This window comes from Candidatus Pseudoscillospira sp. SGI.172 (assembly GCF_050313575.1).
In the GTDB taxonomy this organism is placed as follows: Bacteria; Bacillota; Clostridia; order Oscillospirales; family Oscillospiraceae; genus Vermiculatibacterium.
In genome coordinates, this window is record NZ_JBNPLQ010000023.1 from 12,864 (window position 1) to 39,158 (window position 26,295).

General features: G+C 58.8%; 28 protein-coding genes and 5 pseudogenes. 20 read left to right on the forward strand and 13 right to left on the reverse strand.

Annotated elements, in window-relative coordinates; translation table 11 throughout:
- Positions 1-416: 416 nt before the first annotated feature.
- The 6 genes and pseudogenes from ACQRD3_RS09550 to ACQRD3_RS09575 all read left to right on the forward strand — a co-directional run bounded on the left by ACQRD3_RS09550 (position 417) and on the right by ACQRD3_RS09575 (position 5,635).
- Entirely contained in the window at positions 417-1,088 is a 672-nt protein-coding gene (locus ACQRD3_RS09550; RefSeq protein WP_427781195.1) for a DUF3991 domain-containing protein, read from the forward strand.
- A complete protein-coding gene (locus ACQRD3_RS09555; protein WP_427781197.1) occupies positions 1,066-1,299 on the forward strand; it encodes a toprim domain-containing protein in 234 nt (77 codons plus the stop codon). The genes ACQRD3_RS09550 and ACQRD3_RS09555 overlap by 23 nt, the downstream gene beginning before the upstream one ends.
- Before the next feature lie 213 nt (positions 1,300-1,512).
- Complete coding sequence (locus ACQRD3_RS09560) at positions 1,513-1,908, forward strand: hypothetical protein (RefSeq protein ID WP_427781199.1); 396 nt, start codon at positions 1,513-1,515, stop codon at positions 1,906-1,908.
- A gap of 38 nt (positions 1,909-1,946) precedes the next feature.
- Positions 1,947-2,531, forward strand: a pseudogene (locus tag ACQRD3_RS09565) (sortase domain-containing protein); the annotation flags it as partial.
- Between the two features lie 60 nt (positions 2,532-2,591).
- Positions 2,592-2,711, forward strand: a pseudogene (locus ACQRD3_RS09570) (single-stranded DNA-binding protein); the annotation flags it as partial.
- A 53-nt stretch (positions 2,712-2,764) separates the two neighbouring features.
- Positions 2,765-5,635: a hypothetical protein gene (locus ACQRD3_RS09575; protein WP_427781201.1), complete on the forward strand. Its 2,871-nt coding sequence runs from the start codon at positions 2,765-2,767 to the stop codon at positions 5,633-5,635.
- Here the strand turns inward: ACQRD3_RS09575 and ACQRD3_RS09580 are convergent.
- The 4 genes and pseudogenes from ACQRD3_RS09580 to ACQRD3_RS09595 form a co-directional block, all read right to left on the reverse strand.
- Positions 5,569-5,889 (reverse strand): annotated as a pseudogene (locus ACQRD3_RS09580) (GNAT family N-acetyltransferase); the annotation flags it as partial. The gene ACQRD3_RS09575 and the pseudogene ACQRD3_RS09580 overlap by 67 nt on opposite strands.
- A gap of 9 nt (positions 5,890-5,898) precedes the next feature.
- A complete protein-coding gene (locus tag ACQRD3_RS09585; RefSeq protein ID WP_427781203.1) occupies positions 5,899-6,648 on the reverse strand; it encodes a GNAT family N-acetyltransferase in 750 nt (249 codons plus the stop codon).
- A gap of 3 nt (positions 6,649-6,651) precedes the next feature.
- On the reverse strand, positions 6,652-6,831 hold the full coding sequence (locus ACQRD3_RS09590; RefSeq protein WP_427781205.1) for a dihydrofolate reductase family protein: 180 nt from the start codon (positions 6,829-6,831) through the stop codon (positions 6,652-6,654).
- Positions 6,832-7,011: 180 nt separating this feature from the next.
- Entirely contained in the window at positions 7,012-7,140 is a 129-nt protein-coding gene (locus ACQRD3_RS09595; RefSeq protein ID WP_427781207.1) for a hypothetical protein, read from the reverse strand.
- A gap of 175 nt (positions 7,141-7,315) precedes the next feature.
- Between ACQRD3_RS09595 and ACQRD3_RS09600 the strand changes: the two genes are divergently transcribed.
- From ACQRD3_RS09600 to ACQRD3_RS09650, 11 genes and pseudogenes are all read left to right on the forward strand, one after another.
- Positions 7,316-8,224 (forward strand): helix-turn-helix transcriptional regulator, encoded by a 909-nt coding sequence (locus ACQRD3_RS09600; RefSeq protein ID WP_427781209.1) that lies wholly within the window; start codon positions 7,316-7,318, stop codon positions 8,222-8,224.
- A 1-nt stretch (position 8,225) separates the two neighbouring features.
- The gene (locus ACQRD3_RS09605) at positions 8,226-8,546 is read left to right on the forward strand and encodes a TfoX/Sxy family protein (RefSeq protein WP_427781211.1); all 321 of its coding nucleotides are present in this window, start codon (positions 8,226-8,228) and stop codon (positions 8,544-8,546) included.
- Between the two features lie 2 nt (positions 8,547-8,548).
- Positions 8,549-9,184 (forward strand): GyrI-like domain-containing protein, encoded by a 636-nt coding sequence (locus tag ACQRD3_RS09610; protein WP_427781213.1) that lies wholly within the window; start codon positions 8,549-8,551, stop codon positions 9,182-9,184.
- Positions 9,185-9,196: 12 nt separating this feature from the next.
- On the forward strand, positions 9,197-9,694 hold the full coding sequence (locus ACQRD3_RS09615) for an N-acetyltransferase family protein (RefSeq protein WP_427781215.1): 498 nt from the start codon (positions 9,197-9,199) through the stop codon (positions 9,692-9,694).
- Positions 9,691-10,125, forward strand: coding sequence for a nuclear transport factor 2 family protein (locus ACQRD3_RS09620; RefSeq protein ID WP_427781216.1), 435 nt, complete (start codon positions 9,691-9,693; stop codon positions 10,123-10,125). The genes ACQRD3_RS09615 and ACQRD3_RS09620 overlap by 4 nt, the downstream gene beginning before the upstream one ends.
- A gap of 13 nt (positions 10,126-10,138) precedes the next feature.
- The gene (locus ACQRD3_RS09625; RefSeq protein ID WP_427781218.1) at positions 10,139-10,696 is read left to right on the forward strand and encodes a DUF3795 domain-containing protein; all 558 of its coding nucleotides are present in this window, start codon (positions 10,139-10,141) and stop codon (positions 10,694-10,696) included.
- A 4-nt stretch (positions 10,697-10,700) separates the two neighbouring features.
- Positions 10,701-11,096 carry an SRPBCC family protein gene (locus ACQRD3_RS09630; RefSeq protein ID WP_080907737.1) on the forward strand — a complete coding sequence of 132 codons (396 nt, stop codon included), beginning with the start codon at positions 10,701-10,703 and terminating at the stop codon, positions 11,094-11,096.
- 83 nt (positions 11,097-11,179) lie between these two features.
- Positions 11,180-11,731 (forward strand): annotated as a pseudogene (locus ACQRD3_RS09635) (helix-turn-helix domain-containing protein).
- Between the two features lie 151 nt (positions 11,732-11,882).
- A complete protein-coding gene (locus ACQRD3_RS09640; protein ID WP_427781220.1) occupies positions 11,883-12,593 on the forward strand; it encodes an alpha/beta hydrolase in 711 nt (236 codons plus the stop codon).
- Positions 12,583-13,214, forward strand: a pseudogene (locus ACQRD3_RS09645) (GyrI-like domain-containing protein). Before ACQRD3_RS09640 ends, ACQRD3_RS09645 begins: the two are co-directional and overlap by 11 nt.
- Positions 13,215-13,224: 10 nt before the next feature.
- On the forward strand, positions 13,225-13,599 hold the full coding sequence (locus ACQRD3_RS09650; protein ID WP_427781222.1) for a DUF5655 domain-containing protein: 375 nt from the start codon (positions 13,225-13,227) through the stop codon (positions 13,597-13,599).
- Between the two features lie 90 nt (positions 13,600-13,689).
- Here ACQRD3_RS09650 and ACQRD3_RS09655 read toward each other — a convergent pair whose 3' ends face one another.
- The gene (locus tag ACQRD3_RS09655; RefSeq protein ID WP_427781224.1) at positions 13,690-14,319 is read right to left on the reverse strand and encodes a GNAT family N-acetyltransferase; all 630 of its coding nucleotides are present in this window, start codon (positions 14,317-14,319) and stop codon (positions 13,690-13,692) included.
- A gap of 397 nt (positions 14,320-14,716) precedes the next feature.
- Here ACQRD3_RS09655 and ACQRD3_RS09660 point away from each other — a divergent pair, with 397 nt between their 5' ends.
- A complete protein-coding gene (locus ACQRD3_RS09660; RefSeq protein ID WP_427781226.1) occupies positions 14,717-15,430 on the forward strand; it encodes a flavodoxin family protein in 714 nt (237 codons plus the stop codon).
- A gap of 397 nt (positions 15,431-15,827) precedes the next feature.
- On the opposite strand, the gene tsf is transcribed toward ACQRD3_RS09660, so the two are convergent.
- From tsf to ACQRD3_RS09700, 8 genes are all read right to left on the reverse strand, one after another.
- Entirely contained in the window at positions 15,828-16,742 is a 915-nt protein-coding gene (tsf, locus tag ACQRD3_RS09665; protein WP_080907723.1) for a translation elongation factor Ts, read from the reverse strand.
- Between the two features lie 88 nt (positions 16,743-16,830).
- Complete coding sequence (gene rpsB / locus ACQRD3_RS09670; RefSeq protein WP_080907722.1) at positions 16,831-17,538, reverse strand: 30S ribosomal protein S2; 708 nt, start codon at positions 17,536-17,538, stop codon at positions 16,831-16,833.
- A 177-nt stretch (positions 17,539-17,715) separates the two neighbouring features.
- On the reverse strand, positions 17,716-18,681 hold the full coding sequence (hprK, locus tag ACQRD3_RS09675; RefSeq protein ID WP_080907721.1) for an HPr(Ser) kinase/phosphatase: 966 nt from the start codon (positions 18,679-18,681) through the stop codon (positions 17,716-17,718).
- Between the two features lie 151 nt (positions 18,682-18,832).
- A complete protein-coding gene (gene nifU, locus ACQRD3_RS09680; RefSeq protein WP_080907720.1) occupies positions 18,833-19,270 on the reverse strand; it encodes a Fe-S cluster assembly scaffold protein NifU in 438 nt (145 codons plus the stop codon).
- 18 nt (positions 19,271-19,288) lie between these two features.
- Positions 19,289-20,479 (reverse strand): cysteine desulfurase NifS, encoded by a 1,191-nt coding sequence (gene nifS / locus ACQRD3_RS09685; protein ID WP_080907719.1) that lies wholly within the window; start codon positions 20,477-20,479, stop codon positions 19,289-19,291.
- A 128-nt stretch (positions 20,480-20,607) separates the two neighbouring features.
- On the reverse strand, positions 20,608-20,859 hold the full coding sequence (locus ACQRD3_RS09690; protein WP_080907718.1) for a spore coat protein: 252 nt from the start codon (positions 20,857-20,859) through the stop codon (positions 20,608-20,610).
- A 14-nt stretch (positions 20,860-20,873) separates the two neighbouring features.
- Complete coding sequence (locus ACQRD3_RS09695; RefSeq protein WP_080907717.1) at positions 20,874-21,059, reverse strand: hypothetical protein; 186 nt, start codon at positions 21,057-21,059, stop codon at positions 20,874-20,876.
- Between the two features lie 16 nt (positions 21,060-21,075).
- Complete coding sequence (locus ACQRD3_RS09700; RefSeq protein ID WP_143476651.1) at positions 21,076-21,645, reverse strand: hypothetical protein; 570 nt, start codon at positions 21,643-21,645, stop codon at positions 21,076-21,078.
- A gap of 174 nt (positions 21,646-21,819) precedes the next feature.
- Between ACQRD3_RS09700 and ACQRD3_RS09705 the strand changes: the two genes are divergently transcribed.
- The gene (locus ACQRD3_RS09705; RefSeq protein ID WP_427781231.1) at positions 21,820-23,139 is read left to right on the forward strand and encodes a sodium-dependent transporter; all 1,320 of its coding nucleotides are present in this window, start codon (positions 21,820-21,822) and stop codon (positions 23,137-23,139) included.
- A gap of 188 nt (positions 23,140-23,327) precedes the next feature.
- Complete coding sequence (locus tag ACQRD3_RS09710) at positions 23,328-26,291, forward strand: acyl-CoA dehydratase activase (RefSeq protein ID WP_427781233.1); 2,964 nt, start codon at positions 23,328-23,330, stop codon at positions 26,289-26,291.
- Positions 26,292-26,295 lie beyond the last annotated feature (4 nt).

The window sequence follows — 26,295 nt, forward strand, 5'->3', positions numbered from 1 at the left end:
CAGAAATTTTCACATTTTTATCAAAAATCACCTCACCCACGAGAGCAACCGCACTGGCAAGGAGCTAACTCAGCGGGACTTCGTACTGGGCTTTATCAAGCAGGCTCTGACCAAAGCGGAAAACACCCGCACAGCCGAGGAGCAGCCAGCTGAATAAGACAAACCGCAGCAACCCACGGGGGGCTGGGGATTCCCAAAACAGGGAGTCCCCAGCCCCTTTTTTCGTTTTCACCGGAGTGGATGAGCGCTCCCCCCGCCGCTGCCCCGTGTGGCCTTCTTTTGCGGAGGGTGGCATCCCTGCCCCACCCAAGAAAAAGGGCCGTGTTGGCGAGGTGTGGGAAAAGTTAAAAAAGAAGAAAGGAGGGTTGAGAGATGGCCTGCAGCACAAAAATCGATTGACAGAGGATGAAATGAATATGGCAAAAAACACGAATCTGCCGAACCTACCGACCCATCTGTGCTATCAGGTAAAGCGGATCGGCAGCTACCACACCACCAAAGAGATAGACAGCCTCCGCATCAAAAACCAGCGCACATGGTTCCGCTACTCAGAAAATGTGGGTGGGGATGCCATCAGCTTCCTCCGACGGTTTTGCGGTAAGACCTTTCCCGAAGCGGCGGGGTACCTGCTGTCCTACCACGGCAGGGCCAGAGATTCCCCCACACTGTCCGTCAGACCAAATCCAGCCTCGGTGGAGAAGCCCAAAGAACCCGTCCCCTTTGCCCTGCCGCCCCCACACCAGGACAGCCGCAGAGTGTTTGCCTACCTGAGAAAAAGAGGCATCGCCTCTCAGGTCATCCGTGGCTTTCTGGACTTCGGCCTACTGTATGAGGACGGAGAACACCACAACTGTGTGTTCGTTGGCCGGGACGAAACGGGCAAGGCGGTGTTCGCCGGCAAGCGTGGGACCACATGGTCGCAAAGTCCGTTTGTCTCCGTTTCCGCCTGCGGCAAAACTGCGCCCACCTCCTTGCTTCTCCTTTTCCCATCGAACCTGCTGCGCTGGGTTTCGATGGGAACCCTGTTTTTGCTGCACCCTCAACCGTTCCCTGCGCAGCAATGCCGTGGCCCTGCGCTGCCTCCATGACGGCGCTCTGGAAACCTACCTCAAGGAAAACCCGCACTTAAAGAGGAGCATCCTGTGTCTGGACGCGGACAAGCGGGGGCGGGAGGCCGCAGAGAAGATCACAGCAAAGTATCAGGAATTGGGGTACATCGTGGCGGATCGCCTGCCTCCCCACGGCAAGGACTGGAACGAGGCCCTCTGCCACCGGCAGCCCAGGCGAGAGAGGGAGTGATGCCAAAGAAACAGGACCCATATCTGGATCAAACAAAGATTATCTGAAAAAGGAGAAATCCCAACCATGAAATAAATCCTTACCACCCTGTGCGCCGCAGCCATTGCCATGACCTGAGCCGTCCCGGCCCTTGCGGCCGGAGAGAACCCCAGCGCCTTTTATCCCATCAAGGTAGAGGAATATCCGGAGGGAGAGAGTTCCCGCATCCGGAAGGTGTACCAGCTTGCCCTGTCGGACGACCCCGCCCAGATTTCCACCGAGGATTTTGAACGGGACGGCAGGCTGTATTTTCTGCTGGATATGACCCGTGAGGACTCTGTGGGTGTGGTCACCCGCCCCCATATTGAAACCATCACCGCCAAAAGCGATACGGACGATCTGCAAAAGGTGCTGGCCCAGACAGACTGCGAAACCGTGACCTACACTGCCATCTTCGGCAGTATGCCCATCCCGGAGGAGCAGACTTCCACAGAGACACCCACCGAGGACGGCTGCAGCGTCACCGCTGAACCCATGGCAACCCAGCCTCTGGTCATTGGGGCCGTTGTTTGGGCCATGGCAGTGGGCGGCGTGTTCGCTGTGAAGAAGTTCAAAGAGAGAAGATCATGATGCGAATGAAGAACATCCGCCTGTTTCTGTTGTGCGCCATGCTGTGCGCTCTATGCGTGGCTCCGGCCAGCGCACCGGAATACACCGTTGCTCCTCCGGATGACTATACCTTCGGACGGCCTACCTCGGAGGACACCATCTACGAGGAAAAGGGCCCCAATGTGGATCGAAGCAAACATACCGCCCTCATCCCGCCTGCCTTCGGCAGTCCTACCAGCTACCTTCCCAGCAGTGGTGAGGCTCTGACCCAAAACCTGCTTCCCGGCGGGCTGTCTGGCGGTCTGGTCAACTCCGTTCCCGGCGCCAAAGCGACCTGTCCTGAAGTTGACAGTGGCGGTTCCCGGATTGAAAGCACCACAGCTTTCACCGATGTCACCAGTGACTTCTACTAAAGCGGCGGCCACCTGGGCACGCTGAAGATTCCCACCATCGGCCTGAGCGTCAAAATTTATCAGGGCACAGACAGCGCTGCGCTGAAAAAGGGCTCGGGCCGCTTCGAGGCCACCTCCATCTGGAATGGGAATGTTGCTGGCCACAATCGCGGGGTGAATAATCACTTTGGACGGATTCACGAGCTGGAGTCTGGGGACACCATCACCCTGACCACCAAGCCGGGGAGTCGTATGGACGGGCCGCCTTTTCCAACCCAACATACCATTACAATGATAAAGGAGAACAGACCTATGCTGAAAATTACTGCAATCGGAAACCTGACCAACGATATGGAACTGAAAATGAATAAGACCGCCGGCAAGCCCTACGCCATCCTCCGCATCGCCTCCGACCGACGCTACAAGGATCGGGCAATCTCCATTCCAACGCCGCCGGGAGTGGCTGGAGCAGCGCAGGGGGGCTGATGTGCATTACCTCCGCCACCGGGGACACGGCGGGACGCAACAGGGCGGCCAAGGCTCTGCTCACGCAGGCGGACGCGCTGGACCGGAGCGCGGCAGACCGAAGGGCTCGGCAGACCCGCGCGGACGCGGGCCGGAAGGATTCCCAGCGCTCCGCCGCCTTCGGATTGAACCTGGGCGACATGGTGATGCAGATGGGGGTTGGCGGTCTGGTCGGAAAGGTCGGCTCTCTCGGCCTGATGGGGGCCTCCGTGGCCGGCGACACCACGCTGGATTCCCTGGAACGGGGCGGAACGCCGGGACAGGCCCTTGCCAACGCCACCGCCGCCGGGGCCGCCGAGGTGCTGACCGAAAAGCTCCCGGTGGATCAGCTCTTCGATCTGGCCAAGGGGACCGGGAAAACCGGGGTGCGGCAGGTCGTGCGGAATCTGCTCGGTACCATGGGCAGCGAGGGCGCGCAGGAGGCGGTCACCGAGATCGCCGACAATCTGGCGGATCAGGCCATCATGGGGGACAAGTCCCAATATGAAAACTACGCCCGCTCCCTCATGGAGGGCGGCATGGACGAGCGGAGCGCCCGGAACGCGGCGGCGAAACAGTTCTATCTCTCCAATGTGGGACAGGCCGCCGCCGCCGGCGCTCTGATGGGCGGCATTATGGGCGGAGGGGCACAGCTCATCGGCTACGCAAACGGGGCGCAGGGGCGGCGGGAGCGCCGCGCCATTGACCGCGCCTATCATGCCATGCAGGCAGACGGGGTATTCTCCGATCAGGCCGCGCAGGCCCGGCACGAGGCCAACCGGGCCATCGGGCTTCCTGTATTCCGTCCCACCGCCGCACCGCTTCCCCTATTTGACCGGGAAGGCAATCAGGTCAACGCTGCCGCCGCTCCGCAGGCGCAAAAAACCGCCTCCACGGGGGAGGCGGAAAAAATTAATCCTGGCGCACGTCAGACCATTCGTGAGATGGTCAGTGATATGCCGAATGCGGGTTATCAAGTTCCGTATGTGTCTATGCCAAAGGATGCCTTGCTTGGGCCGGATGGAGTTCAAGTCGCAGAGAATAAAATTCCGGCGGCGATTAGAAAGTACATGAGCAAACTTTTCAAAGGAAAAGTCCTAAAGGTTGGCTCTGACCATAAGGTGTATATCGATAAAGGCGGAATTGAGGAGTTCACTTTCCCGGCGAAGCGGATGGATGGAGAGATAAAAACGGCTAAAATGGCCGCTGGGGCAAACTTGGATACAACTCTTGAACCCGCGGTGTTTCTTCTTAATGTCGAGGACGATGGACACCATCCAGAAGCCATTGGTGGATGGGATAATTTCTATGTAAAGTTCCAAACAGATACGGGAACATACTCCGGTGTGGTCAAAACGAAAGTGACAGCCCGGGGACGGGTGTTCCACGATATCACCGAGATACAAAAAGAAGAGAGCCCCTCCGCCCGCGGTGACAACGGTGAAAACCCGCCGCCCGCCTGGAAAAGCACCTCTTCTTCTAACACCATGATACCCCAAACCGGGGAAGGCGTCAAGGGGGAGTTTTCCCCGAAAACAGACGCCGTATCCCCCGAGGACAGCACGGGGGCGGCTCCGCTGGGGTTCGACCCGTACAGCCATTTGCAGAATCAGAGCGGCTCCTTCCACCCGGACGGGGAAAAGGCTTTCCGCCAGGTGGATGTCCCCACGCAGGACTACGACGGGCGGAGCATCCCAAAATCCGCCGCCACGGTGATGGAATCTCAGGCTGCGCCGGACAGCGCCGTTGCCGTCATTCGGGACGCCATTGCAAGGGGAGAGTTCTCCTTCGACACCATTACGGATCAGGCCGCCGGGGAACGGGCGCGGAAAACCGTTGCGGAAAACGGATTTGACGGGGCAAAGGTGCTCTTTCATCAGGCCGCCTCCAGGGGCGTTGTGTCAAAAAACAACATCGCGCTGGGGCAGGTGCTTTTGAACAACGCCATGAACGCCGGAGACAGCGGAGCCGTCATTGATATCCTGACCGACTACTCCGCCCTGTCCACGGCGTCCGCCCAGGCCATGCAGGCGCAGAGGATGCTGAAAAAGCTCTCCCCGGAGGGGCAGCTTTACGCCGTGCGGCGAAGCGTGGAGAACTACCAGGCGGAACTTCAAAAGAGGCTGGGAGACAAAGCCCCGGAGATCACAGTGGACAAGGCCCTCTATCAGGAGTTTTTGGACGCGGGGGACCAATCCGGAAGAGACGCCGCCATGGAGAAGATCCTCCAGAACGTGGCCGATCAGGTCCCGGCCACCTGGACGGACAAGTGGAACGCGTGGCGGTATCTCTCCATGCTGGGCAACCCCCGCACCCATGTGCGGAACATCGTGGGCAACGCCGGGTTCGTGCCGGTGCGGATGGTGAAGGACGCCATCGCCACCGTGCTGGAGTCCGGCGTGGACTACCTCTCCCCCAAAGGGATCGTGCGGACGAAGGCCGCGCTGAATCCGGCCTCTCAGAGTGATCGCGCGCTGGTGAGGGCCTGCTTCGGTGACATCGCCAACGTGGAGGAACAGCTTCTCGGCTCCGGCAAATATTCCGAGAGCGCCGCCGGGCAGATCAGGGACCGGCAGACCATAAACAAGCTGCCAGGTCAGTTCCAGCAGATGCCCTACATCGACGCCTGGGGCCGGACGGAGCGCAGCGGAAGCCTTCCGGAGCGGGCCTTCAACAACTTCCCGAATCCGTCTTACGTCTCCAAAGAGACTGTGACGGCGGCAGACCGGGAGCTCCAGAGGCTCAAGGATGCCGGTCAGGACGGCGTGTTCCCCCAGCGGGTAAGCCAGAGTGAAAAGGTGGATGGGCTGTCTCCGGTGCCCACCTGCAGCACCGTATACTGTCCTGTGTAGGTTCGGATGAGAAAGTCCACCATGGCTTTTCCGCAACCCTTGCCCTGAAAGGCAGGCTCCACGGCGATGTTTTTCAGCTCCAGGACGCCGCCCCCCTCATCGGTCACCACGCATTCGGCCTTGACACCATCGTCCTCCAGCAAATACATGGTTCCCCGCTCCAGATAGCGGTCGATCATGTCCTCCTGCTCGTCCGCCAGCAGAAGTAAATCAAGGTATCTCTTTTTATCCCTTTCAACTTTTTTGATTTTCATGGGCACACTTTACTGTTTCAGAAGCCGCTTCAGCGCGGCGGCATCCAGCAGATTCACCGTCACAAACTTTCCCTGATAGAATACCGCCCAGTTGTTGAACACGCAGGGCAGAGATTTGGCCTCTTCCAGGGTACCCACCGGAACGAGGGTGTAGGGCACCTCCAGTTCCCGGCAGGTCTTATGCACCAATTCCACGCTCTGGTGGATGTAGGGACACTGGGAACTGTAATAGACGGTCAGTTCCTGGGTTTCGATCGCCTGCCGCTTGGCGTTCTCCGCAAACCGGGGCTTTGTCCCGTCAAAGGAGAGGGCCAGCAGCCGGTAGCCGTCCGGAGTGGTGTCCACCGTTTCAAACCCATACTTTTCCGCGAAAGCCTGGTCCGATAGCCAGGCCTTTTGCTTTTCCGCACCCAGCATACACACGCCGGATTTTCCCTTAGCTCTGGCATCAGCCAGGCAGTACTCCATCAACTGCCTGCCGTAGCCCTTGCCCTTGAAGTCCCCGGTGACCCAAAGACAGTAGATATAGAGGAAGTTATCCCCCTCCACCGGCACCCAGGCAGTCTCCAAGGGGGCGTACTCAATGAATACCACGCCCTTGGCGTCCAGCTTGCGGAACACATGCCCCTCTTTCAGCCGCTCCCGGAGCCAGGCCCGCTTGGCCTCCACACCGGGGTGGGGCTTCTTGCTGCGGATGATGCAGCACAGATGCTCCCAGGCCAGATTTTCTTCCGTCAGATTGATAAATTGGTCACTCATCACTTACCACCGCTTTTCGTACACCAGATCCACAATCCCGTTCCAAAGTTCCGTCCCCACCAGCTTCATCTGCAGTTCCTTAGGAATCTCCTGAAACAGCCGCACGCCTTTGCCCAGCAATGAGGGGATGATCGACAGCCACAGCTGATCGATGCGCCCCTCTTTCAAAAGCTGCCCAGCCACGGACGCGCCGCCGCAGGTTCAGACATTGCCCGCATGCGACCTTTTCAGCTTGTCCACCAGGACAGTCAGTTCCCCATTTCAGAAGGAAATGTCCTCCTGGTCTTTTTCCTGCCGGTGGGTCACCACATAGCAAAGGCGGCCCTCATAGGGCCAACTGTCCGGGGAGAGCTCCGTGACCAACTAGTGATAAGTGGTCCAGCCCATGACGATGGCGTCCACCGTATCCAAAAATGCCGGGTAACTGCCGGGGGGCATCCGGCTCACTGCCGTCGCCCGCCAGCCAACCCACGCCGCCCTGCTCGTCCGCAATATATCCGTCCACGCTCATGACGAGATATAACACAATCTGTCCCATGACGATCCCCTCCGTTGCCCCTATTGTACCCAAGAGTTGCAAAAAGAGTAAGGCAAAAAGAAACATGACAGACAGTTGTCGTGTTCCTGTGGTATAATACAGAAAAAAACAGGAAAGGCGGTGCATCCCATGAAAATGGAGCGGCTCATCGGCATCCTCTCCATTCTGCTCCAGCGGGAAAAGGTCACTGCCCCGGAACTGGCGGAGCGGTTCGAGGTGTCCCGCCGGACCATCCAGCGTGACATCGAGTCCCTGTGCCGAGCGGGTATCCCCATCTCCACCGCCCAGGGTGCTGGCGGCGGCCTCTCTATCATGGAGGGCTACCGGGTAGACCGCACGGTGCTCACCGATCCGGAGATGCAGGCCATTCTGGCAGGGCTGCGAAGCTTGGACAGTGTCAGCGGCAATCGGCGCTATGTGCAGCTGATGGAGAAGTTGTCCGCCGGGACAGGCGGGCTGGTGCCCGGCGGCGCCCACATGCTCATTGACCTCTCCTCCTGGTACAAGACCAACCTGCCGCCGAAGATTGAGCTCATCCAGGAAGCCATCGAGCAGCACCGCACCATTTGCTTTACCTATTTCTCTCCCAAGGAGGAATCGGTGCGCACGGTCGAGCCCTACTACCTGGTGTTTCACTGGTCCACCTGGTATGTGTGGGGCTGGTGTCAAATGCGGAAGGATTTCCGCCTGTTCAAATTGAACCGTATGACAGAGCTCACCACTGATGGCCCCTTTACTCCTCGTTCTGCACCCCTGCCCAACCTGGAGCCGGAGCAGGTCTTTCCGGTAAAATACCAGGTCACTATTCTCTTTGATCCGGCCTGCCGCTGGCGGCTGGTGGAGGAATACGGGGCAGACCGCTTCACCGTGGAACCGGATGGCAAACTGCGCTTTACCGGCGGCTTTCCAGATGCGGACAGCGTGCTCAGCTGGGTTCTGACCTTCGGAGACAAGGTGGAATTGCTGGAGCCGCATGAGCTGCGGGAGCAGTTGAGGGAGTTGACCGGAACACTGGCCCGTCGTTACAGGAGGGATTGACATGGCCTCTCATCAGGACTTTGTGGACTATGTGGCCGAGCAGCTGCGGGAGGCCGGAGCCATCCGCAGCCGGAAAATGTTCGGCGAATACGGCCTTTACTGCGACGGGGTGTTCTTCGCCGTCATCTGCGGCGACCAGCTTTTCGTAAAGGTCACCCCGCAGGGCGAAGGGGCCTTTCCCGATCTGCCCAAGGCCCCGCCCTATGAGGGGGCCAGGGACTACATTTGGGTGGAGAATGTGGAGGACCGGAACACCATGGCCGCCCTCACCCGCCTCACCTGTCTGGCCCTTCAGGCCCAGCCGAAAAAACGGAGGAAATGATCATGGCTTTTGACTACAAGAAGGAGTACAAGGAATTCTATCTGCCCCCCAAGACGCCGGGCATCGTCACCGTGCCCGCTATGAATTTCCTGGCCGTGCGGGGCCAGGGCGATCCTAATGCAGAGGGCGGCACCTACAAGCAGGCCCTGGAACTGCTCTATGCGGTGGCCTTCACCATTAAAATGAGCAAATTGGGCAAGCACAAGCTGGAAGGCTATTTCGACTATGCGGTGCCGCCCCTGGAGGGCCTGTGGTGGCAGGAGGGGGGCCATGGCGTGGACTACACCCGCAAGGCGGATTTCCGGTGGATCTCCCTCATCCGCCTGCCGGAGTTTGTGACGGAAGATGTTTTCCGCTGGGCCGTCCGGGAAGCCACAGAAAAAAAGCAGCGGGACTTCTCGGCGGTGGAGTTCTTCCCCTGGGAGGAGGGACTGTGCGTCCAGTGTATGCACATCGGCCCCTACGACAATGAGCCCGCCACCGTGTCCGCCATGGAGGAATACGCCAGGGCCCAGGGCTACGAGGAAGACTTTGGGGAAGGCCGGTTCCACCACGAGATTTACCTGAGCGATGCCAGGCGTTGCAAGCCAGAAAAGCTGAAAACCGTCATCCGGCAGCCGATCAAACAGGCAGAATGAGGAGAATCCACCATGGAAATCAGAAAACTTCGTAACGGTGACGATCTCTTTGCCGTTAGCCGGGTGTATGAGGAGAGCTGGCGCGGGGCGTATCGCGGGCTGTTGCCCCAGGCCTATCTGGACGGCATTCCGGCGGGAAAATGGGTTCCCTATCTGGAGCAGGCAGGCCGAGAGTCTCTGCTCTTGCTGGATGGAGAAAAAATCGTTGGCACCGCCAACTGCTGTGCCAGCCGCTTCCCAGAATTGTCGGACTGGGGAGAGATCGTTTCGCTCTATCTTCTGCCGGAATACTGGGGAAAATGCTACGGGAAACTGCTGTTTTCCGCTGTGGTGGAACAGTTGGAGGCCATGGGCTACCGGGATCTCTTTTTGTGGGTGCTGGAGGGAAATCAGCGAGCCAGGACCTTCTATGAGCGCATGGGGTTCGGTCCCAATGGAACCTATGTAGATGACGAGATTGGCGGAATGCCGATACGAGAGATGCAGTACCGCAAGGAGGACAACGGATGAACAAGGCAGGATACAACCACCGGGAAGCGCAAGTCCGCCGCTGGTTTTCCATGTGGCTTGACGGGCAGGACACGGGCATTGGGGACCTCTTTGCGCCTGATGCCGTCTACATTGAAAGCTGGGGGCCGGAGTATCACGGCAGCGAGAAGATCAAGCTGTGGTTTGATGAATGGAACACCCGTGGAACCGTGCAGTGCTGGGACATTCGGCAATACTTCCACAAAGAGAATCAGACCGTGGTGGAGTGGTCCTTCCGGTGCGCCATGACGGATGGTGTGATCCAGAGCTTTGACGGTCTCTCCCTCATCCGCTGGAATGAGGTGGGACAGATCTGCTTTTTGCAGGAATTCGGCTGCAACGAAAACCGCTACGACCCCTACGCCCAAGGGAAAACCCCGGTATTTCGGGAAAAGCATGCGCTGTGGTTCTAAGGGAGGAAACGATATGAATGGCTTTACCCGTACAGAAACCCGCTTCTCCCTATGCGGCCTCAACTGCGCCCTGTGCTCCATGCACCTAGGCGGGCATTGTCCCGGCTGCGGCGGCGGAGCAGGTAACCAAAGCTGCGCCATAGCCAAATGTTCCCTGAAACACGGCAGCGTCCAGTTTTGCTGGGAGTGTCCAGAGTACCCCTGTCCCCGTTACGAAGGCTTTGACGACGGAGATTCCTTTGTCCCACACCGGAACCGACAGCAGGATATTGCCCAGGCCCGAGATCTGGGACTGGAAGCCTACCTTGCCCAGTTGGAAGAAAAACGGGCGATTCTGGATGAGCTGCTGACTCATTACAACGATGGCCGCCGCAAGATCCTTTTCAACATGGCGGTCCATCTCCTGCCCTTGGAGGATTTGCGCTCTGTAATGGCCGCTCTGGGCAGCCGGTCTGAGCTGGACGAGCAGCCGATTAAGGAGCGTGCCCTCGCCGCCATAGAACTCCTCCAGCAGGCGGCAGACCGCCGGGGCGTCAGCCTGAAGCTCAGCAAGAAACCGAAGAAGGGGTGATCGCATGGTGACTTCCAAGGTGACAGTCCATTTTCCCTGCCCGGTAGAGCTGGTGTGGCAGACGGTGACCGACCTTGCCCATACCGCCTGGCGCAGTGATTTAGCCCGAGTGGAAGTTCTGGACGAAACCCATTTTGTGGAGCACACCAAGAGCGGCTACGCCACGAATTTTACCGTCACGGCCTGGGAACCCCTTTGCCGCTGGGCTTTTACTATGGAGAACGGCAACATGTCCGGCGCCTGGGAGGGCATCTTCGAGGCGGCTGAGGGCGGCGCTCGACTGACCTGTACTGAGACCGTCACAGGCAAGCACTGGTGGATGCGCCCCTTTGTCCCCGGATATCTAAAACGGCAGCAGACGCTGTATCTGGACGATTTGCGGAAGAAATTGCTGAAATGAGCCGTGTTAATCTGCGTTGCTTGCAGCAACGGGCCATTCTCCTTACAATGGCGGTAACACCTAAGCGAAAGGAGTTATCCCTCATGTTAAGCGAAAACATAAAGGCAATCAGAAAATCAAAGGGACTTTCACAATAAGAGCTTGCCATTAAGCTGAATGTGGTGCGGCAAACAGTCTCTAAATGGGAGCAAGGATTGTCAGTCCCGGATTCCGATCTATTGATCTCCCTATCGGAAGCGCTTGAGACGCCCGTGAGCACGTTACTTGGAGAGACTGTGATTGAATCGGAGGTTGATGCCATAAATGCGATCTCCGAAAAGCTGGAGATCATCAATTTGCAGCTCGCACGGAGAAAGACGCTCAGAAGGAAACTCCTTCATCGGCTGCTGATCTCATTATGCGTGGTCACAGCGGCAGTTTCTGTGGTCTTGATCGTAGTAAATAGTCCTTATTTGGGTTGGGATTATAGTGCCCCGGAACTTGCCGTTGCAGGCACGGTTTTTCACGCGTTTGAATGGTTGTTTGTCAGGCTGGCCCCCATTGTCCTGATAGCGGCAATCGTTGGAATTTGTTTGACGCGAAAAAAGTATAAAATGGTCTTTCGGAAGGGCAGTTCCAAGGACTGCGCTGTATAAACGCCACCGGACAAATATGAGCACGGTAAATTGGGCAGGAGCCGCAGATTTCCGGTGGGGACAGTATGCGGCCGCTGATTTTGAAGGATATCGTCGCCGTACTGCGGCAGTTGAACGAGAAGGAATGAGATCGGTGACAGAGAAAACATTTTTGATTGACCATATCCCCGCCGTGCTCTATGGAGAACCGTCCCAAAATATATACTTATTTGTCCACGGTCAATGCGGATGCAAGGAGGAGGGTGGGGCTTTTGCCGAAATTGCCTGCCCCGCGGGGTATCAGGTGCTGGCAATCGATCTGCCGGAGCACGGTGCTCGCAAGGGCGGGAAAAGCCGCTTCAACCCATGGACGGTGGTGCCGGAGCTGCGGGCAGTGGAGGGGTACATGAAGTCCCGTTGGAGGAAAATCAGCCTCCGCGCCAACAGCATCGGCGCGCATTTCTCCATGCTTGCCTTTACAGGAGAGCATATTCACAAGGCGCTTTTCGTCTCACCCATTGTCAACATGGAGCGGCTGATTGCTGATATGATGGGCTGGGCAGGCATCACCGATCAGGAACTAAAAGAGCGGGGCGAAATCGTCACTCATTCTGGTCAGACTCTTTCGTGGCGCTATCTAACCTGGGAGCGGGAGCATCCCATACAAAACTGGTGCTGCCCCACGGCGATTCTCTATGCCGGGCGGGACGACATGACCGGCCGCCAAACCGTGGAGCGGTTCGCGTCCGCCCACAGTGCGGCGCTGACCGTCATGGAAAACGGCGAGCATTGGTTCCATACGCCTGAGCAGCTGTCTGTGCTGCGCAAGTGGGAAAAGTCAGAGTTGAAAGCGGCGGAAAGGATGGATCACGATGGCGTTTGATTTTAAAAAAGAGTACGGGGAATTTTATTTGCCGAAAAGTACCCCCCAATCGTGACGGTGCCGAAGGCCAATTACATTGCCGTGCGCGGACAGGGCGACCCCAATGAGGAGGGCGGTGCGTACAAAGCGGCGGTGGGTGTTGTCTACGCCGTTGCCTACGCCATTAAGATGAGCAAGATGGGCGACCGGCGCATCGAAGGTCATTTCGATTTCGTAGTGCCGCCGCTGGAGGGCTTCTGGTGGCAGGAGGGCGTGCGAGGTGTGGACAGTGCGCACAAGGATTCGTTTCAATTGATCCCGGTCATCCGCCTTCCGTACTTCGCGGCACGGGAGGACTTTGGCTGGGCGCTGGAAACCGCCTCGAAGAAGAAAACGCCGGACTGCTCCGCCGCCGAATTTCTGACCGTCGACGAGGGGCCCTGCGTACAGATGATGCACCTCGGGCCGTATGACGACGAGCCCGCCTCCGTAGCCCGGATGGACGCCTATCTCGCAGAAAACGGCTGCGAAAACGACCTTTCCGGCACCCGTCTGCACCATGAAATCTATCTGACCGACGCCTGTAAGGTCGCCCCGGAAAAGTGGAAAACGGTGATTCGGCATCCGATCCGGAAAGTTTGAGGAGGTATCCATGACTACGGATGAACTGCTGTTCTTTGACCCGCTGCCACAATTTTTGTCTGTCTACGAAGCGCTGAAGAACACCCTCGCAGCGCGTTACCCGGAGATGACCGTCAGGGTAACGAAAACGCAAATTTCCTTTCGGAGCAGATACGTGTTCACCATGGTTTCACTGCCCTGCCGGCGCAAAAAAGACTGGCCCGACAAATACCTGATGGTCTCCTTCGGGCTGGCGGTGCAAAAGGAATCACCACGCATCGCAGCGGCGGTGGAGGCATATCCCGGTCGATGGACGCACCACGTGATCATAGAGCGGGCGGAAGATCTGGATGCACAGCTGCTGGACCGGATCAACGAGGCGTATCAGTTTTCTATGGCCAAATAGACTTCAAGGAAACGCATTTGTTTGACAGAAGGGGCAAACCATGCGAATGCCGATGGCTGCCCGGTGTCGGATGAAGAGATCCGGGCGGCATCATCGCCCCCCTGCTGGCGGCGCGGTACCCAGCCAAAAGATTCGTAACGGCGGCCGGTTCAGGACTCTTCCAATCGAACGGCAGAACAGGACAAGGCCTTTGTCACTTCCCTGACGGCATTGCTGCACGATGTGAAATGTATGTCTGCAATAAGCGGATTGAGGCGCCGCATCCCCAGAGTAAAGTGAGTGGTAGTAGTGGATCCCCTTGGTACCGGCAACCACGAAGCCGGATTTCCCGTAAAAATGGATATTTCCGGTTATGGCAAGGGCCCCCGCTCCAAGACGTCCAGCCACCTCCATAGAGTGCCGGAGCAGGGCGGTGCCGTAGCCCTTGTGCTGCTCCGACGGGGCTATGCTGATGGGTCCAAACGTCATACTGGAGACTGTGCCGCCGCCATCCGTCCGGATCTCAGAGCGGGCATACATCACATGGCCGATGAGTTTGCCGTCCCGTTCCAGCACAAAATCCAGTTCCGGAACAAAGTCCGGCCTGCCCCGAAAGCTGTGCAGGACATAATGCTCCAGACACCCGGGACGATATACGTTCCAGAATGCCTCCCGGGTCAAATTTTCTGCTTCACGATAGTCTTCTGCGGTCTCTAACCGAATAATACCGTCTTTTTTCATGGTACTCCTCCTAAAATTGTTGGCGTTCAATTTGGGGAGGTTTGGTTGAAATCGTCTGGCACAAACCTCCCGGTCAGCCGACAATCTCCAAGGTGTTGTTTTTCAAACAGCAGTCTCCTAAAATTTTAATGTTGATCCGGCCTTTGACCGTATCACAAAGATATTGTGGAGCACTCTCCGCTTAAATTCAAGGCGTCCGGCACTTTTGGGGCAAACAATTCCTGCATTTCAGATCTGAACTCAGGTCGTTTCGAGTCGGCACATCCTGCAGGATCCATCGTCCGGTTGTATTTTTGCTGAAAAAGAATATAATCAAAAATCATGAAAGATGCCCTGGAGCAGGTCCCAGTACTTCATTTAAAAAAGGGCGGCACAAAAACAGGGGGGGACAACAGACATGAATATCGTCATCATCAGCGGTCAAAATCACAAAGGCAGCACATACCTTGTGGCGCGGGAGCTTGCTGAAAAGGTGGGCGGAGAAATTACAGAATTCTTCTTGCCCCGGGATTTTGACGAACCCTGTATTGGCTGTTGGACCTGTTTTCGGACCGAACTGTCCCATTGCCCCCACTATGGGAAACTGCAAAAGCTTACAGATGCAATGGATCGGGCAGACTTGATCATTCTGGCAAGCCCCGTCTACGTGTTTCACGCCACCGGCCAGATGATGTCCTTTCTCGACCACTACGGAACCCGCTGGATGGTACATCGGCCCGACGAGCGCATGTTTCATAAACAGGGCGTCTGCATCTCCACGGCGGCGGGCGGGGGTATGCGGAGCACCAATCAGGACATGTATCACAGCCTGATGTTCTGGGGTCTTCCAAAAATCTACCGGCTTGGATTCGCTGTTCGAGCCGCCGGGCCAAAGGAAATCCCGGAAAAAATACGTCAGAAGATTCACCGAAAAACAGATGCTCTGGCAAACAAGATCCGCAGGAACAATCCCCCCTCCGCGCCAAGCCTCAAGGCAAAATTCTGGTTTTATGCCGTCAGGTTTGCGCACATGCACTCCCTGAATATCGAACCGGATTACTCTTATTGGGAGGAGCGAGGATGGCATGGCAAAAACCGGCCGTGGAATACAGTCTCAGCAATTCGGGATTGAATTTTGAGGGACTGGATTCCGCTGCAAGAAAGAGTCCGCTTCACAGCGGCCTTTTCCTCCCTATTTTAGATTTTACCCCCATCATTCCCGTTTTCCAAAACCATTTTTCTATGGCCCCGGATTCAATCTCCTCGTCATCCTCCCTGGAAACCGTTGGTACACAAGCCTTCTTCTTTCACGGCAGACAGTATCGGGCGGGCAGGAATCCGTTTCCGCATGGCGCAACCCGCCTTGTGAGGCCGTCACGGCGACGTCTTTGAGCCTGAAAATAGATAAAAAAGACTCTAAGGCACGAAAATGTGTCTTAGAGTCTTTCTAAATGGACTTGTTGAAACGGCTGAACGGGTCAACATTGCAGACCAAGTGACCGTTTTCAGGGGACGCCAACAAGAACTGCTTACTTCTGGAGCTTGGCGATCTCCTCGGCAAAGTTCTCCTGCTTCTTCTCGATGCCCTCGCCCTTCTCAAAGCGAACGGCAGTGAGGAACTTCACGCTGCCGCCGGCGGCCTTGGCGGCGGAGGCAATATAGGCCTCCACGCTCATGGAGCCGTCCTTGACAAAGGACTGCTGGAGCAGGCAGTTCTCCTCGTAGAACTTGCGCAGCTTGCCGGTGACAATGCCCTCGCGAACCTTCTCCGGCTTGGCAGCCATCTTGGGATCATTGGCCATCTGGACCATCATGATCTTCTTCTCCTCTTCCAAGGTGGCGTCATCCACCTGGGACTTATCCCAGAAGCGGGGGTTCAGGGCGGCGATCTGCATGGCCACATCCTTACCGATGACCTCCACCTTCTCGGCGGGCAGGTCGCTCTCCAGGTTCACCAGCACGCCGATCTTGCCGCCGGCGTGGACGTATGGCACGCTGATATTCTCAGCATAACGGGCAAAACGGCGGACCTTGATGTTCTCACCGATGACCAGGACCATCTCCTGCTGCTCCTCCTGGACGGTACGGCCGTTGCCGTAGGGAGCGGCCATCAAGGCGTCCAAGTCAGCGGGGGCGGACTTGGCCACCACGGCAGCCACACCGTGGACAAAGTCCACGAATTTCTCGTTCTTGCCCACGAAATCGGTCTCGGCGTTGACTTCGACCACCACACCCACGCCGTCGATCACGGCAGCGTAAGCGGCGCCCTCGGCGGCGATGCGGCCGCCCTTCTTGATGGAAGCGGCCAGGCCCTTCTCACGCAGGAACTCGACAGCCTTATCCATATCGCCCTCGGTGGCAACCAGAGCCTTCTTGCACTCCATCATGCCAACGCCGGTCTTCTCGCGCAGAGCCTGTACGTCTTTTGCGGTAATTGCAGCCATGGTATATACCTCCAAATAATTTAAATAAAAGGAGCGCCTGCCCGCGCACGGGCGGGCGCTCCGCATTTTCTCTTCTGTGATAAGAGACTTAGGCCTCAGCAGTGGGAGCATCCTGGCCCTGACGGCCCTCCTGGATGGCGTTGGCCATCACGCCGGAAATGAGCTTGATGGCGCGGATGGCGTCGTCGTTGCCGGGGATGACATAGTCAATCTCATCGGGATCGCAGTTGGTGTCCACGATGGCCACGATGGGGATGTTCAGCTTGCGGGCCTCATTGATGGCGTTGCGCTCCTTGCGGGGATCGACCACAAACATGGCGGAGGGGAGCTTGCGCATCTCGGTGACGCCGCCCAAGTACTTCTCCAACTTGGCGATCTCGCCCATGTGCTTCATGACTTCCTTCTTGGGAAGCATGTCGAAGGTGCCGTCCTCCTGCATCTTCTTGAGCTGATTGAGACGATCCACGCGGCCGCGCATGGTCTTGAAGTTGGTGAGCATGCCGCCCAGCCAGCGGGCGTTGACATAGTACATGCCGCAGCGCCCGGCCTCTTCCTTGATGGCCTCCTGAGCCTGCTTCTTGGTGCCCACGAACAGGAGCGTGCCGCCCTGAGCGGAAGTATCGCGGACGAAGTTATAGGCCTCTTCCAGCTTCTTCACGGTCTTCTGCAGGTCGATGATATAGATACCGTTGCGCTCGGTGTAGATATAAGCGGCCATTTTGGGGTTCCACCGACGGGTCTGGTGGCCAAAGTGAACGCCCGCCTCGAGAAGCTGCTTCATAGATACGACTGCCATAGTTTGTTTTCCTCCTTTTTTGTTGTGCCGCCACCCTGGTCATCTGGCCTGGTCTATCCCCTGTGGGGGACACAAGACCGCCATCCCTGGGGTGTGTGTTCTGGTCACATGCTCTGGTATTTTATCATGAAAGGGTTCATAATGCAAGGATTATTTCCCTTTTTCCGGAGAAAAATTCTACTCTTCTTCCTCCTGCTGGTTCTGGGCGGCCATGGCCTCGTCGAAGTGCCTGTTGATCTGTTCGGTAAAGGCCTGGGCCGCGTTGTAGCCCATCTTCTTGTGGCGGTTGTTCATAGCCGCCACCTCCACGATAACAGCCAGATTCCGGCCCGGCTTTACCGGGATGGTGACGGCGGGGACCTGGACGTCCAGGATCGTTGTGAAAAGCTCCTCCAGCCCCAGGCGGTCGTACATGGCCCCATCGCGCCACTGTTCCAGATTCACCACCAGGTCGATGTTGGCCTCGTCCTTGACGGCGGAAACGCCGAAGAGCTGCCGCACATCCACCACGCCGATGCCTCTGAGTTCCATATAATGCCGGATGAGCTCCGGGGCGCTGCCCACCAGCTGGTGGGCGGCCACCCGCTTGATCTCCACGGCATCGTCGGCAATGAGCCGGTGGCCGCGCTTGATAAGCTCAATGGCGGTCTCGCTCTTGCCCACGCCGGACTCGCCCAGAATGAGCACACCCTCGCCGTAGATCTCCACCAGTACGCCGTGGCGGGTGATACGGGGAGAAAGGTTGGTCCGCAGGCCGGAGATCAGCGCACCCATGAAGGCCGAGGTGGTCTCCTGGCTGCTCAACAGGGTGCGGTCGTATTTTTCCGCCATTTCCAGGCACTCGGGAAAGGGCTCCATTCCCCGGGTGAGGATCAGAGCGGGGATGTCCTGCGCCAGGAGCTGTTCAAAGCTCTTGCGGCGCTCCTCCGGAGACATTCCCTCTAAAAAGGTGGACTCCACTTTGCCCAGCACCTGAAGACGCATGGGGTCGAAATAATCGAAAAAACCGATGAGCTGAAGTCCGGGCCGATTCACGTCCTCGGTGCGGATGAGGCACTTGTCGTACCCTTTCCCCTTCCGCAGGACATCCAGGCCGAACTCCTCCACCAGCGTGGACAGCTTAACGCTGTAAAGGCTCTCCATGACCTTCCCTCCTCTTTTGTCTTGTTCCCAGTATAGCACCGGGCAAAAGCGGGGGCAACTGTTTTTCCCATCCGGCGCAGAATGCCCGGGCGAGTGCTGCTTCAGCAGCACTACGTCCGGGCATCGATTTCAAACATTGGGGCAAACTGTCTCAGTGACCGCAGGCACAGCTTCCGTGCTCATCCTCACAGGGCAGTTTACAGCTCTCCGGTACCGGCAGTCCCTGCTTCCGGTAGTAGTCGCCCAGTGCCGCCTTGATGGCCTCCTCGGCCAGCACGGAACAGTGCATCTTGTACCCGGGCAGGCCATCCAGCGCTTCGGCGACAGCGGCGTTGGTGAGGTTCAGTGCCTCTTCCACCCGCTTGCCCTTGATCAGCTCGGTAGCCATGGAAGAAGTGGCGATGGCCGAGCCGCAGCCGAAGGTCTTGAACTTTACGTCGGTGATGACGCCGTCGTCGATCTTCAGGTACATCTTCATGATGTCGCCGCACTTGGGGTTGCCCACCTGGCCCACCCCGTCGGCGTTTTCCAGAACGCCCACGTTCCTGGGATGCTCAAAATGGTCCATGACCTTTTCCGAATAAAGCATATTCACTCGCTCCTTTTCTCACTTTTCGTACCAGACGGGACGCTGCTGCACCTCATCCCAGACCGGCGACATGGCCCGCAGATAATTCACCACTTCGGGCACTTCCTTCAAAATATAATCCACGTCCTCATCGGTGGTCTCCCGGCCCAGGGAGAGCCGCAGGGAGCCGTGGGCCACCTCGTGGGGCAGGCCGATGGCCAGCAGCACGTGGGAGGGATCCAGCGAGGCCGAAGAGCAGGCCGAGCCGGAGGATCCCCGGATGCCGCGGCTGTCCAGATGGAGGAGCAGGGCCTCGCCCTCCACCCCCTCAAAGATAAGGGAGGCCGTACCGGGGAGTCGGTTCTCCCGATCTCCGGTCACCTTGGAATAGGGCAGCTTGGAAAGCTCGTCCAAAATCCGGTCCCGCAGGGCCGACAGCCGGCGGGATTCCGTCTTCATCTCTTCCACGGACTCCCGCAGCGCCGCCGCCATGCCCACGGCGCCCGCCACATTCTCAGTGCCGGAGCGCAGGCCCCTCTCCTGTCCGCCGCCCAGGATGAGCGGCGGAAGGCGGACGCCCTTGCGCATATAGAATCCTCCCACACCGCCGGGACCGTAGAACTTATGGGCCGAGAAGGACATCAGATCGCAGTTCCAGGCCTGCACATCCACCGGGATATGGCCCACCGCCTGCACCGCGTCCACATGGAAGAGCACCCCGTGCTCCCGGGCGATGGCCCCGATGGCCGCAATGGGTTCTATGGTGCCGATCTCGTTGTTGGCCGCCATAATGGAGATCAAAATCGTGTCGGGGCGGATGGCCGCGCGCACCTGCTCCGGATCCACCCGGCCCAGGGCATCCACCGGCAGGTACGTGACCTCAAAGCCCTGCTTTTCCAGATACTGCGCCGTGTGGAGAATGGCGTGGTGCTCGATGGCAGAGGTGATGATGTGCTTTCCCTTCTTCCCCCGCAGCTCGGCCACTCCCTTCAGCGCCCAATTGTCTCCCTCGGTGCCGCCGGAAGTAAAATAGATCTCTCCGGGCTGGGCGTTGAGGCAGGCCGCGATGAGGGCCCGGGCCTCGTCCAGATCGGTCTTGGCCTCCTGGCCGAAGGCATAGAGGCTGGAAGGGTTTCCAAAGCGCTGGGAAAAGAAGGGCTCCATAGCCTCCCGAGCCGCCGTGGAAAGAGGCGTAGTGGCCGCATGGTCAGCGTAAACGATCCTTGTCATATCAGAGAACTCCTTTCGGATTTTCGATTTTATATAATTCCTATATGTTTAATATGATTATAACAAAAAATCTCTGTTTGTCAAGGAAAAAATAAGCAGGGAGCGAAAAAATCGCTCCCTGCTCAGCCTCAGGGCTTCTGGGCGTTGAACTTGTTGTAGGCCTCGCTGACCTTGCTGGCCGGGGCGGGCTCCACCTGATACCAGCCGCGGCTCTTGGCCGCCTGGAACAGATCGGTCTGGGTCTGGTGACCCTGATCCAGGATCTTCAAAAATTCGTCCCGAAGCTGAACGTTGACGCATTCCGAGGCGAAGGCGTCATAGTTGCCGCTCATTTTTTTCTCGCTGAGGATCAGATCTGTGATACGCTCCTGGTCGTTCATGCAAGTCCCTCCTTTTACCGCAAATAGTTCAGCAGGCAGGTAAAATTCTGCCGGTGCTGGTCGGCGTATTGCTGAAAGCTGGCCTTGAGCTGGGCGTCCTCCGCCTCCTGTACCGCGGCCTGATACTTGCAGCAGAGCACTTTTTCAAAATTGAGCTGATCGCCGAGAGCGTCAAGTTCCTTCGCACTGAGATTAGCCATAGGTTTTCCCTCCTTTTCAAGATTCCCTCTTAGTCTCTCCAAAGATGCCGCCGCTATGCGGAAGTTCCGGACATCCCCGGGCAGAAAAGGAAAAAAGAAGGTACCAAGCCCGCTCTATCCGCTCCAGGCGGCACAGGCAGAACAGGGGCTCCAGTGGAAAGGGCGCGGCGGGGTCAAGGGGAAACGCCAGTTCAAAGCCCTCCTCCCCCCGGCGGAGCAGGGCCCGGGTCAGCCTCCGCCCTGCGGAAGCCGCCACGGGATCCCGCATGAGCCGGCCGGGGCAATCCACCCAGTTCCAGCCGGCCGGAGGCCGGTTTTCCCCGGCGGGTTCCGCCGGGAGGATCTCCGCCCCCACCGGCGGCCAGACGCCCCGACGCTCCAGCTGGGCGACAGGAAGCGCTCTCCGCAGCCGAAGCGCCCCGCCCTCCGGGATGAGCGTTCCCAGCAGGAAGCGCTTCCCTGCCCCGTGCAGCCACGCCTTGTAAAACCCACTGCCGTCGGAGGCCCGGATGGCCTGGCAGATTGCCTGATCTCCCTCCCGCCGTACCGTCACCGCGCCGCCGGGACTGTCAAAGCTCCACTCCATCCCATTCCACCCCCTCTGTGAAGTTTATGCGCCCACTCGGGCGGACATGTCTTGCCAAAGCCACAGAAGTCCTTTATAATAGGAAACACCGCACAGTCTTTCCGCCCTTGGAAACATTCGTTTTCAAGGGCCATCCCTTTCTTTTGACCTCACACTTGAAAAGGAGGATTCTCCATGGCCACAGACACCCACCGCAACGGGAGCTTCAGCTCCTCCTTCGGCTTCGTTTTGGCCTGCGTCGGCTCCGCCGTAGGCCTCGGAAACATCTGGCTGTTCCCCTACCGCCTGGGGCAGTATGGCGGCGGGGCCTTTCTCATCCCCTATCTGCTGTTCGTTTTCCTCTTTGGATGGGTGGGACTCTCCGCCGAGTTCGGCATTGGGCGCCTGGCCCGCACCGGGACCTTGGGCGCATATGCCTTCTGCTTCCGCAGCCGGGGCCGGGAAACCGTCGGTAAAGCTCTGGGCTGGATCCCCTTGATGGGCTCACTGGGTATCGCCATCGGCTATGCCATCATTGTGGGCTGGGTAGTCCGCTCCGCGGCCGGAGCCGTCACCGGGGCCCTGCTCACCGAGCCGGACTTCTTTGCCCAGGCCACCGGCAGCTTCGGCAGTCTCCCCTGGCACGTTCTGGTGGTGGCTCTGGTGTGTCTGATGCTCCTCACCGGCGCGGCGGGAAGCATTGAGAAGATCAGCAAGGTCATGATGCCCCTGTTCTTTTTGCTCTTCCTGGTAGTGGCGGTACGGGTGGCCTTTCTCCCCGGCGCCGGCGAGGGCTACCGCTTTCTGTTCGCCCCCGACTGGTCCGCCCTGCTCGATCCCTTCACCTGGGTGATGTCCATGGGACAGGCTTTCTTTTCCCTGTCCATCACCGGCTCCGGCATGATCGTCTACGGCGCATACCTGGACCGGAGCGCGGATATCCCCGGTGCGGCGCTCCGCACCGCCTTTTTCGATACCTGTGCGGCCCTGCTCTCCGCCCTGGCCATCATGCCCGCTGTGTTCTCCTTCGGGATCGACCCCTCCGCAGGGCCCTCCCTCCTGTTTATCACACTTCCCGGCATCTTCGCTCAGATGCCTCTGGGCCGGGTCTTTGCCGTTTTGTTCTTCGTCTCTGTCATTTTTGCCGGCCTGACCTCGCTGGTCAACATGGTGGAGGCCGTCTGCGAAAGCTGGCAGACCCGGTTCCGGCTCTCCCGCACCGCTGCGGTCCTCCTCTGCAGCGGCATCATTCTGACCGCCGGAGTCTTTTTGGAGGCAGAACCCCTGGTTGGGAGCTGGATGGACTTCATCACCATCGTGGTGGTCCCCATCGGGGCCATGCTGGGGGCGGTGGCCATCTACTATGTGCTGGGCTGGCCCACCATCCGGCGGGAGCTGGAACTGGGACGGCAAAAGCCCCTCTCCCAGTTCTTCGGCCCCTGCGCCAAATACCTGTATGTCCCCCTCACCGTGATCATCCTGATCCTGGGCTTTGTCTTTCACGGGATCGGCTGAGCCCCATTGAGACCGGCAGAACACCGAGATAAGTCTTTCGGTGCTCCGCCGGTCTCCACCGTTTCTATCCCCGCAAACCGGTTCTTTTTTCCTTCTGTTTTCGTATGATTTTATAGTTGTAAATCCAGTCGAATTGGGATAAACTATAGGCTAAGAAATTATGGGCATGACCCCTTCGAGGTGTATTTATGAACCTGCGCGTCGGCATTGACATCGGCTCCACCACTGTCAAGGTGGTAGTGCTGGATGAACACAATCAGCTCCTTTTCCGCTCCTATGAGCGGCACTACTCCAAAACCCGGGAGCGGGCCGCCGAGACCCTGCGGTCCATCAGCGGCCTGCTGGCGGGCAAGGACGTACATATGGTCATCACCGGTTCCGCCGGTCTGGGTGTGGCCAAAGCCAGCGGCATTGACTTTGTTCAGGAAGTCTACGCCACCGCCGCCGCCGTAAACACCTACATTCCGGGCACCGACGCCGTCATTGAGCTGGGCGGCGAGGACGCCAAGATCATCTTTTTCGGCGGGGCTCTGGAGGAGCGGATGAACGGCTCCTGCGCCGGCGGCACCGGGGCCTTTATCGACCAGATGGCCTCCCTTCTGAACGTCACCATCGATGAACTGGACGCGCTGTCTCTGAAGCATGAGAAGATCTATCCCATCGCCTCCCGCTGCGGCGTGTTCGCCAAGAGCGACATCCAGCCCATTTTGAACCAGGGCGGGCGGAAGGAAGATCTGGCGGCCTCCATCTTCCAGGCCGTGGTGGATCAGACGGTGGCCGGGCTCACTCAGGGCCGGGAGCTCAAGGGCAAAATCGTGTTCCTGGGCGGCCCCCTCCACTTCCTGCAGGGCCTGCGGGAGCGGTTTGTGGACACGCTGAAGCTGGATGAAGAGCACGCCGTGTTCCCCGCCGACGGCGACTGCTTTGCCGCCATGGGCGCCGCCCTGTGCGCTGAGGAGTATGCCCCCCGCCCCTTTGAGGAATGCCTCCGGCTGCTGGAGGAGAGCGTGGACGCCTCCGAGGCGCTGGACACCATGCCCCCTCTCTTTGCCGATGAGGCCGAGTACGGCGCCTTCCTGGCCCGGCACAACGCCAACCATCCCCCCGAGGCCGATCTGGCCGCCTATACCGGGGATGCCTGGCTGGGCATCGACGCCGGCTCCACCACCACCAAGATGGTCCTCATCGACCCTCAGGGCGGGATCCTGTACAGCTACTACCACTCCAACCAGGGCAACCCTGTGGCCATCGTGCTGGAACAGCTCCGGGAGATCTACCGCCGCTGCGGAGACCGGGTGGTCGTCAAGGGAGCCGCCGTCACCGGCTATGGCGAGGAGCTCATCAAAAACGCCTTCCAGTGCGACCTGGGCCTGGTAGAGACCATGGCCCACTATAACGCCGCCAAGCACTTCAACCCCGACGTGGATTTTATCATCGACATCGGCGGACAGGATATGAAGTGCTTCAAGATCCGCAATGGCGCGGTGGACTCCATCATGCTCAACGAGGCCTGCTCCTCCGGCTGCGGTTCCTTCATCGAGACCTTCGCCAAGGCGCTGGGGTACGACATCGCGGAGTTTTCCAAGCTGGGCCTCTTCTCCCCGCACCCGGTGAATCTGGGCTCCCGCTGCACCGTGTTTATGAACTCCTCGGTGAAGCAGGCCCAGAAGGACGGGGCCAATGTGGCCGACATCTCCGCCGGTCTCTCCATTTCCATTGTGAAAAACGCCGTCTACAAGGTCATACGAGCGGCCAACGCCGACGACCTGGGAAAGCACATCGTGGTCCAGGGGGGCACCTTCCTCAACGACGCCGTTCTCCGGGCCTTTGAGCAGGAGCTGGGCCGGGACGTGATCCGCCCCACCATCGCCGGGCTTATGGGGGCCTTTGGGGCCGCGCTGGCCGCCCGTGATCTCCGTTTGGCGCAGAGCGAGCTGCTGAGCGAAGAGGCTCTGCGCTCCTTCTCCCATACAGCCAAGCCTGCCACCTGCGGCCTTTGTACCAATCACTGCTCTCTCACCGTCAACCAGTTTGACGGCGGGCGGCGGTTCATCTCCGGCAACCGCTGCTCCCGGCCGCTCGGACGGGAAAAGGCCGAGCTCCCCGACCTGGGCCTCTACAAGTACCGGAAGCTCCGCGCCATGGAGGGCAAGGGCACAGGCACCGGCGTCCGGGGCCGGATCGGCATCCCCTTCGGGCTCAACATGTACGAAAACCTCCCCTTCTGGTACGAATTCTTCACCCGCCTCAACTTCGAGGTGGTCCTCTCCCCTGAATCCTCCCGGAAGCTCTATCTCAAGGGTCAGCACACCATCCCCTCCGACACGGTGTGCTATCCCGCCAAGCTGCTCCACGGCCATGTGGAGGCGCTGGTGGAAATGGGCGTGGAGGCCATCTGGTATCCCTGCATGTCCTATAACTACGACGAGGGCATCGGGGACAACCACTACAACTGCCCGGTGGTGGCCTACTATCCCGAGCTTCTGGCCGCCAATGTCCCGGCCCTGAAGCAGACTCGCTTCCTGGATCCCTATGTTGGGCTGTGGCGGCACCGTGATTTTGAAAAGCGGATCTCCATTCTCATGGAATCCGAGTTTTCCGTGCCCAGGCGGGAAACAGTGGCGGCGGCCCGGGCGGCCTATGACGCCTATGACGCCTACAAGCGGGATCTCTGGACCACTGGTCAGCAGTATGTGGCCTATGCCCGGGAGCACAAGCTCCCCATCCTGGTCCAGGCCGGACGGCCCTACCACATCGACCCGGAAATCAACCACGGCATCAACGACCTCATCACCGGCCAGGGCTTTGTCCTCATCACCGAGGACGCCGTCTCCCATCTGGAGGGCTACGAGCCCCGGAAGGTGCTCAACCAGTGGACCTTCCAGTCCCGGATGTACAACGCCGCCCGGTATGTCTGCACCCAGCCGGACATGCAGCTGGTGCAGCTGGTCTCCTTCGGCTGCGGCACCGACGCCATCACCGCCGACGAGATCCGCTCCATCCTGGAGCAGGGCGGCAAGCTCTACACCCAGCTCAAGATCGACGACATCAACAACCTGGGCGCCGTCAAGATCCGCATCCGCTCCCTCATGGCCGCCATGGACGCCCGGTCACTTTCTTCCGAGAAAGAAAGCGGCCGAGGAACGCCTTGATTGC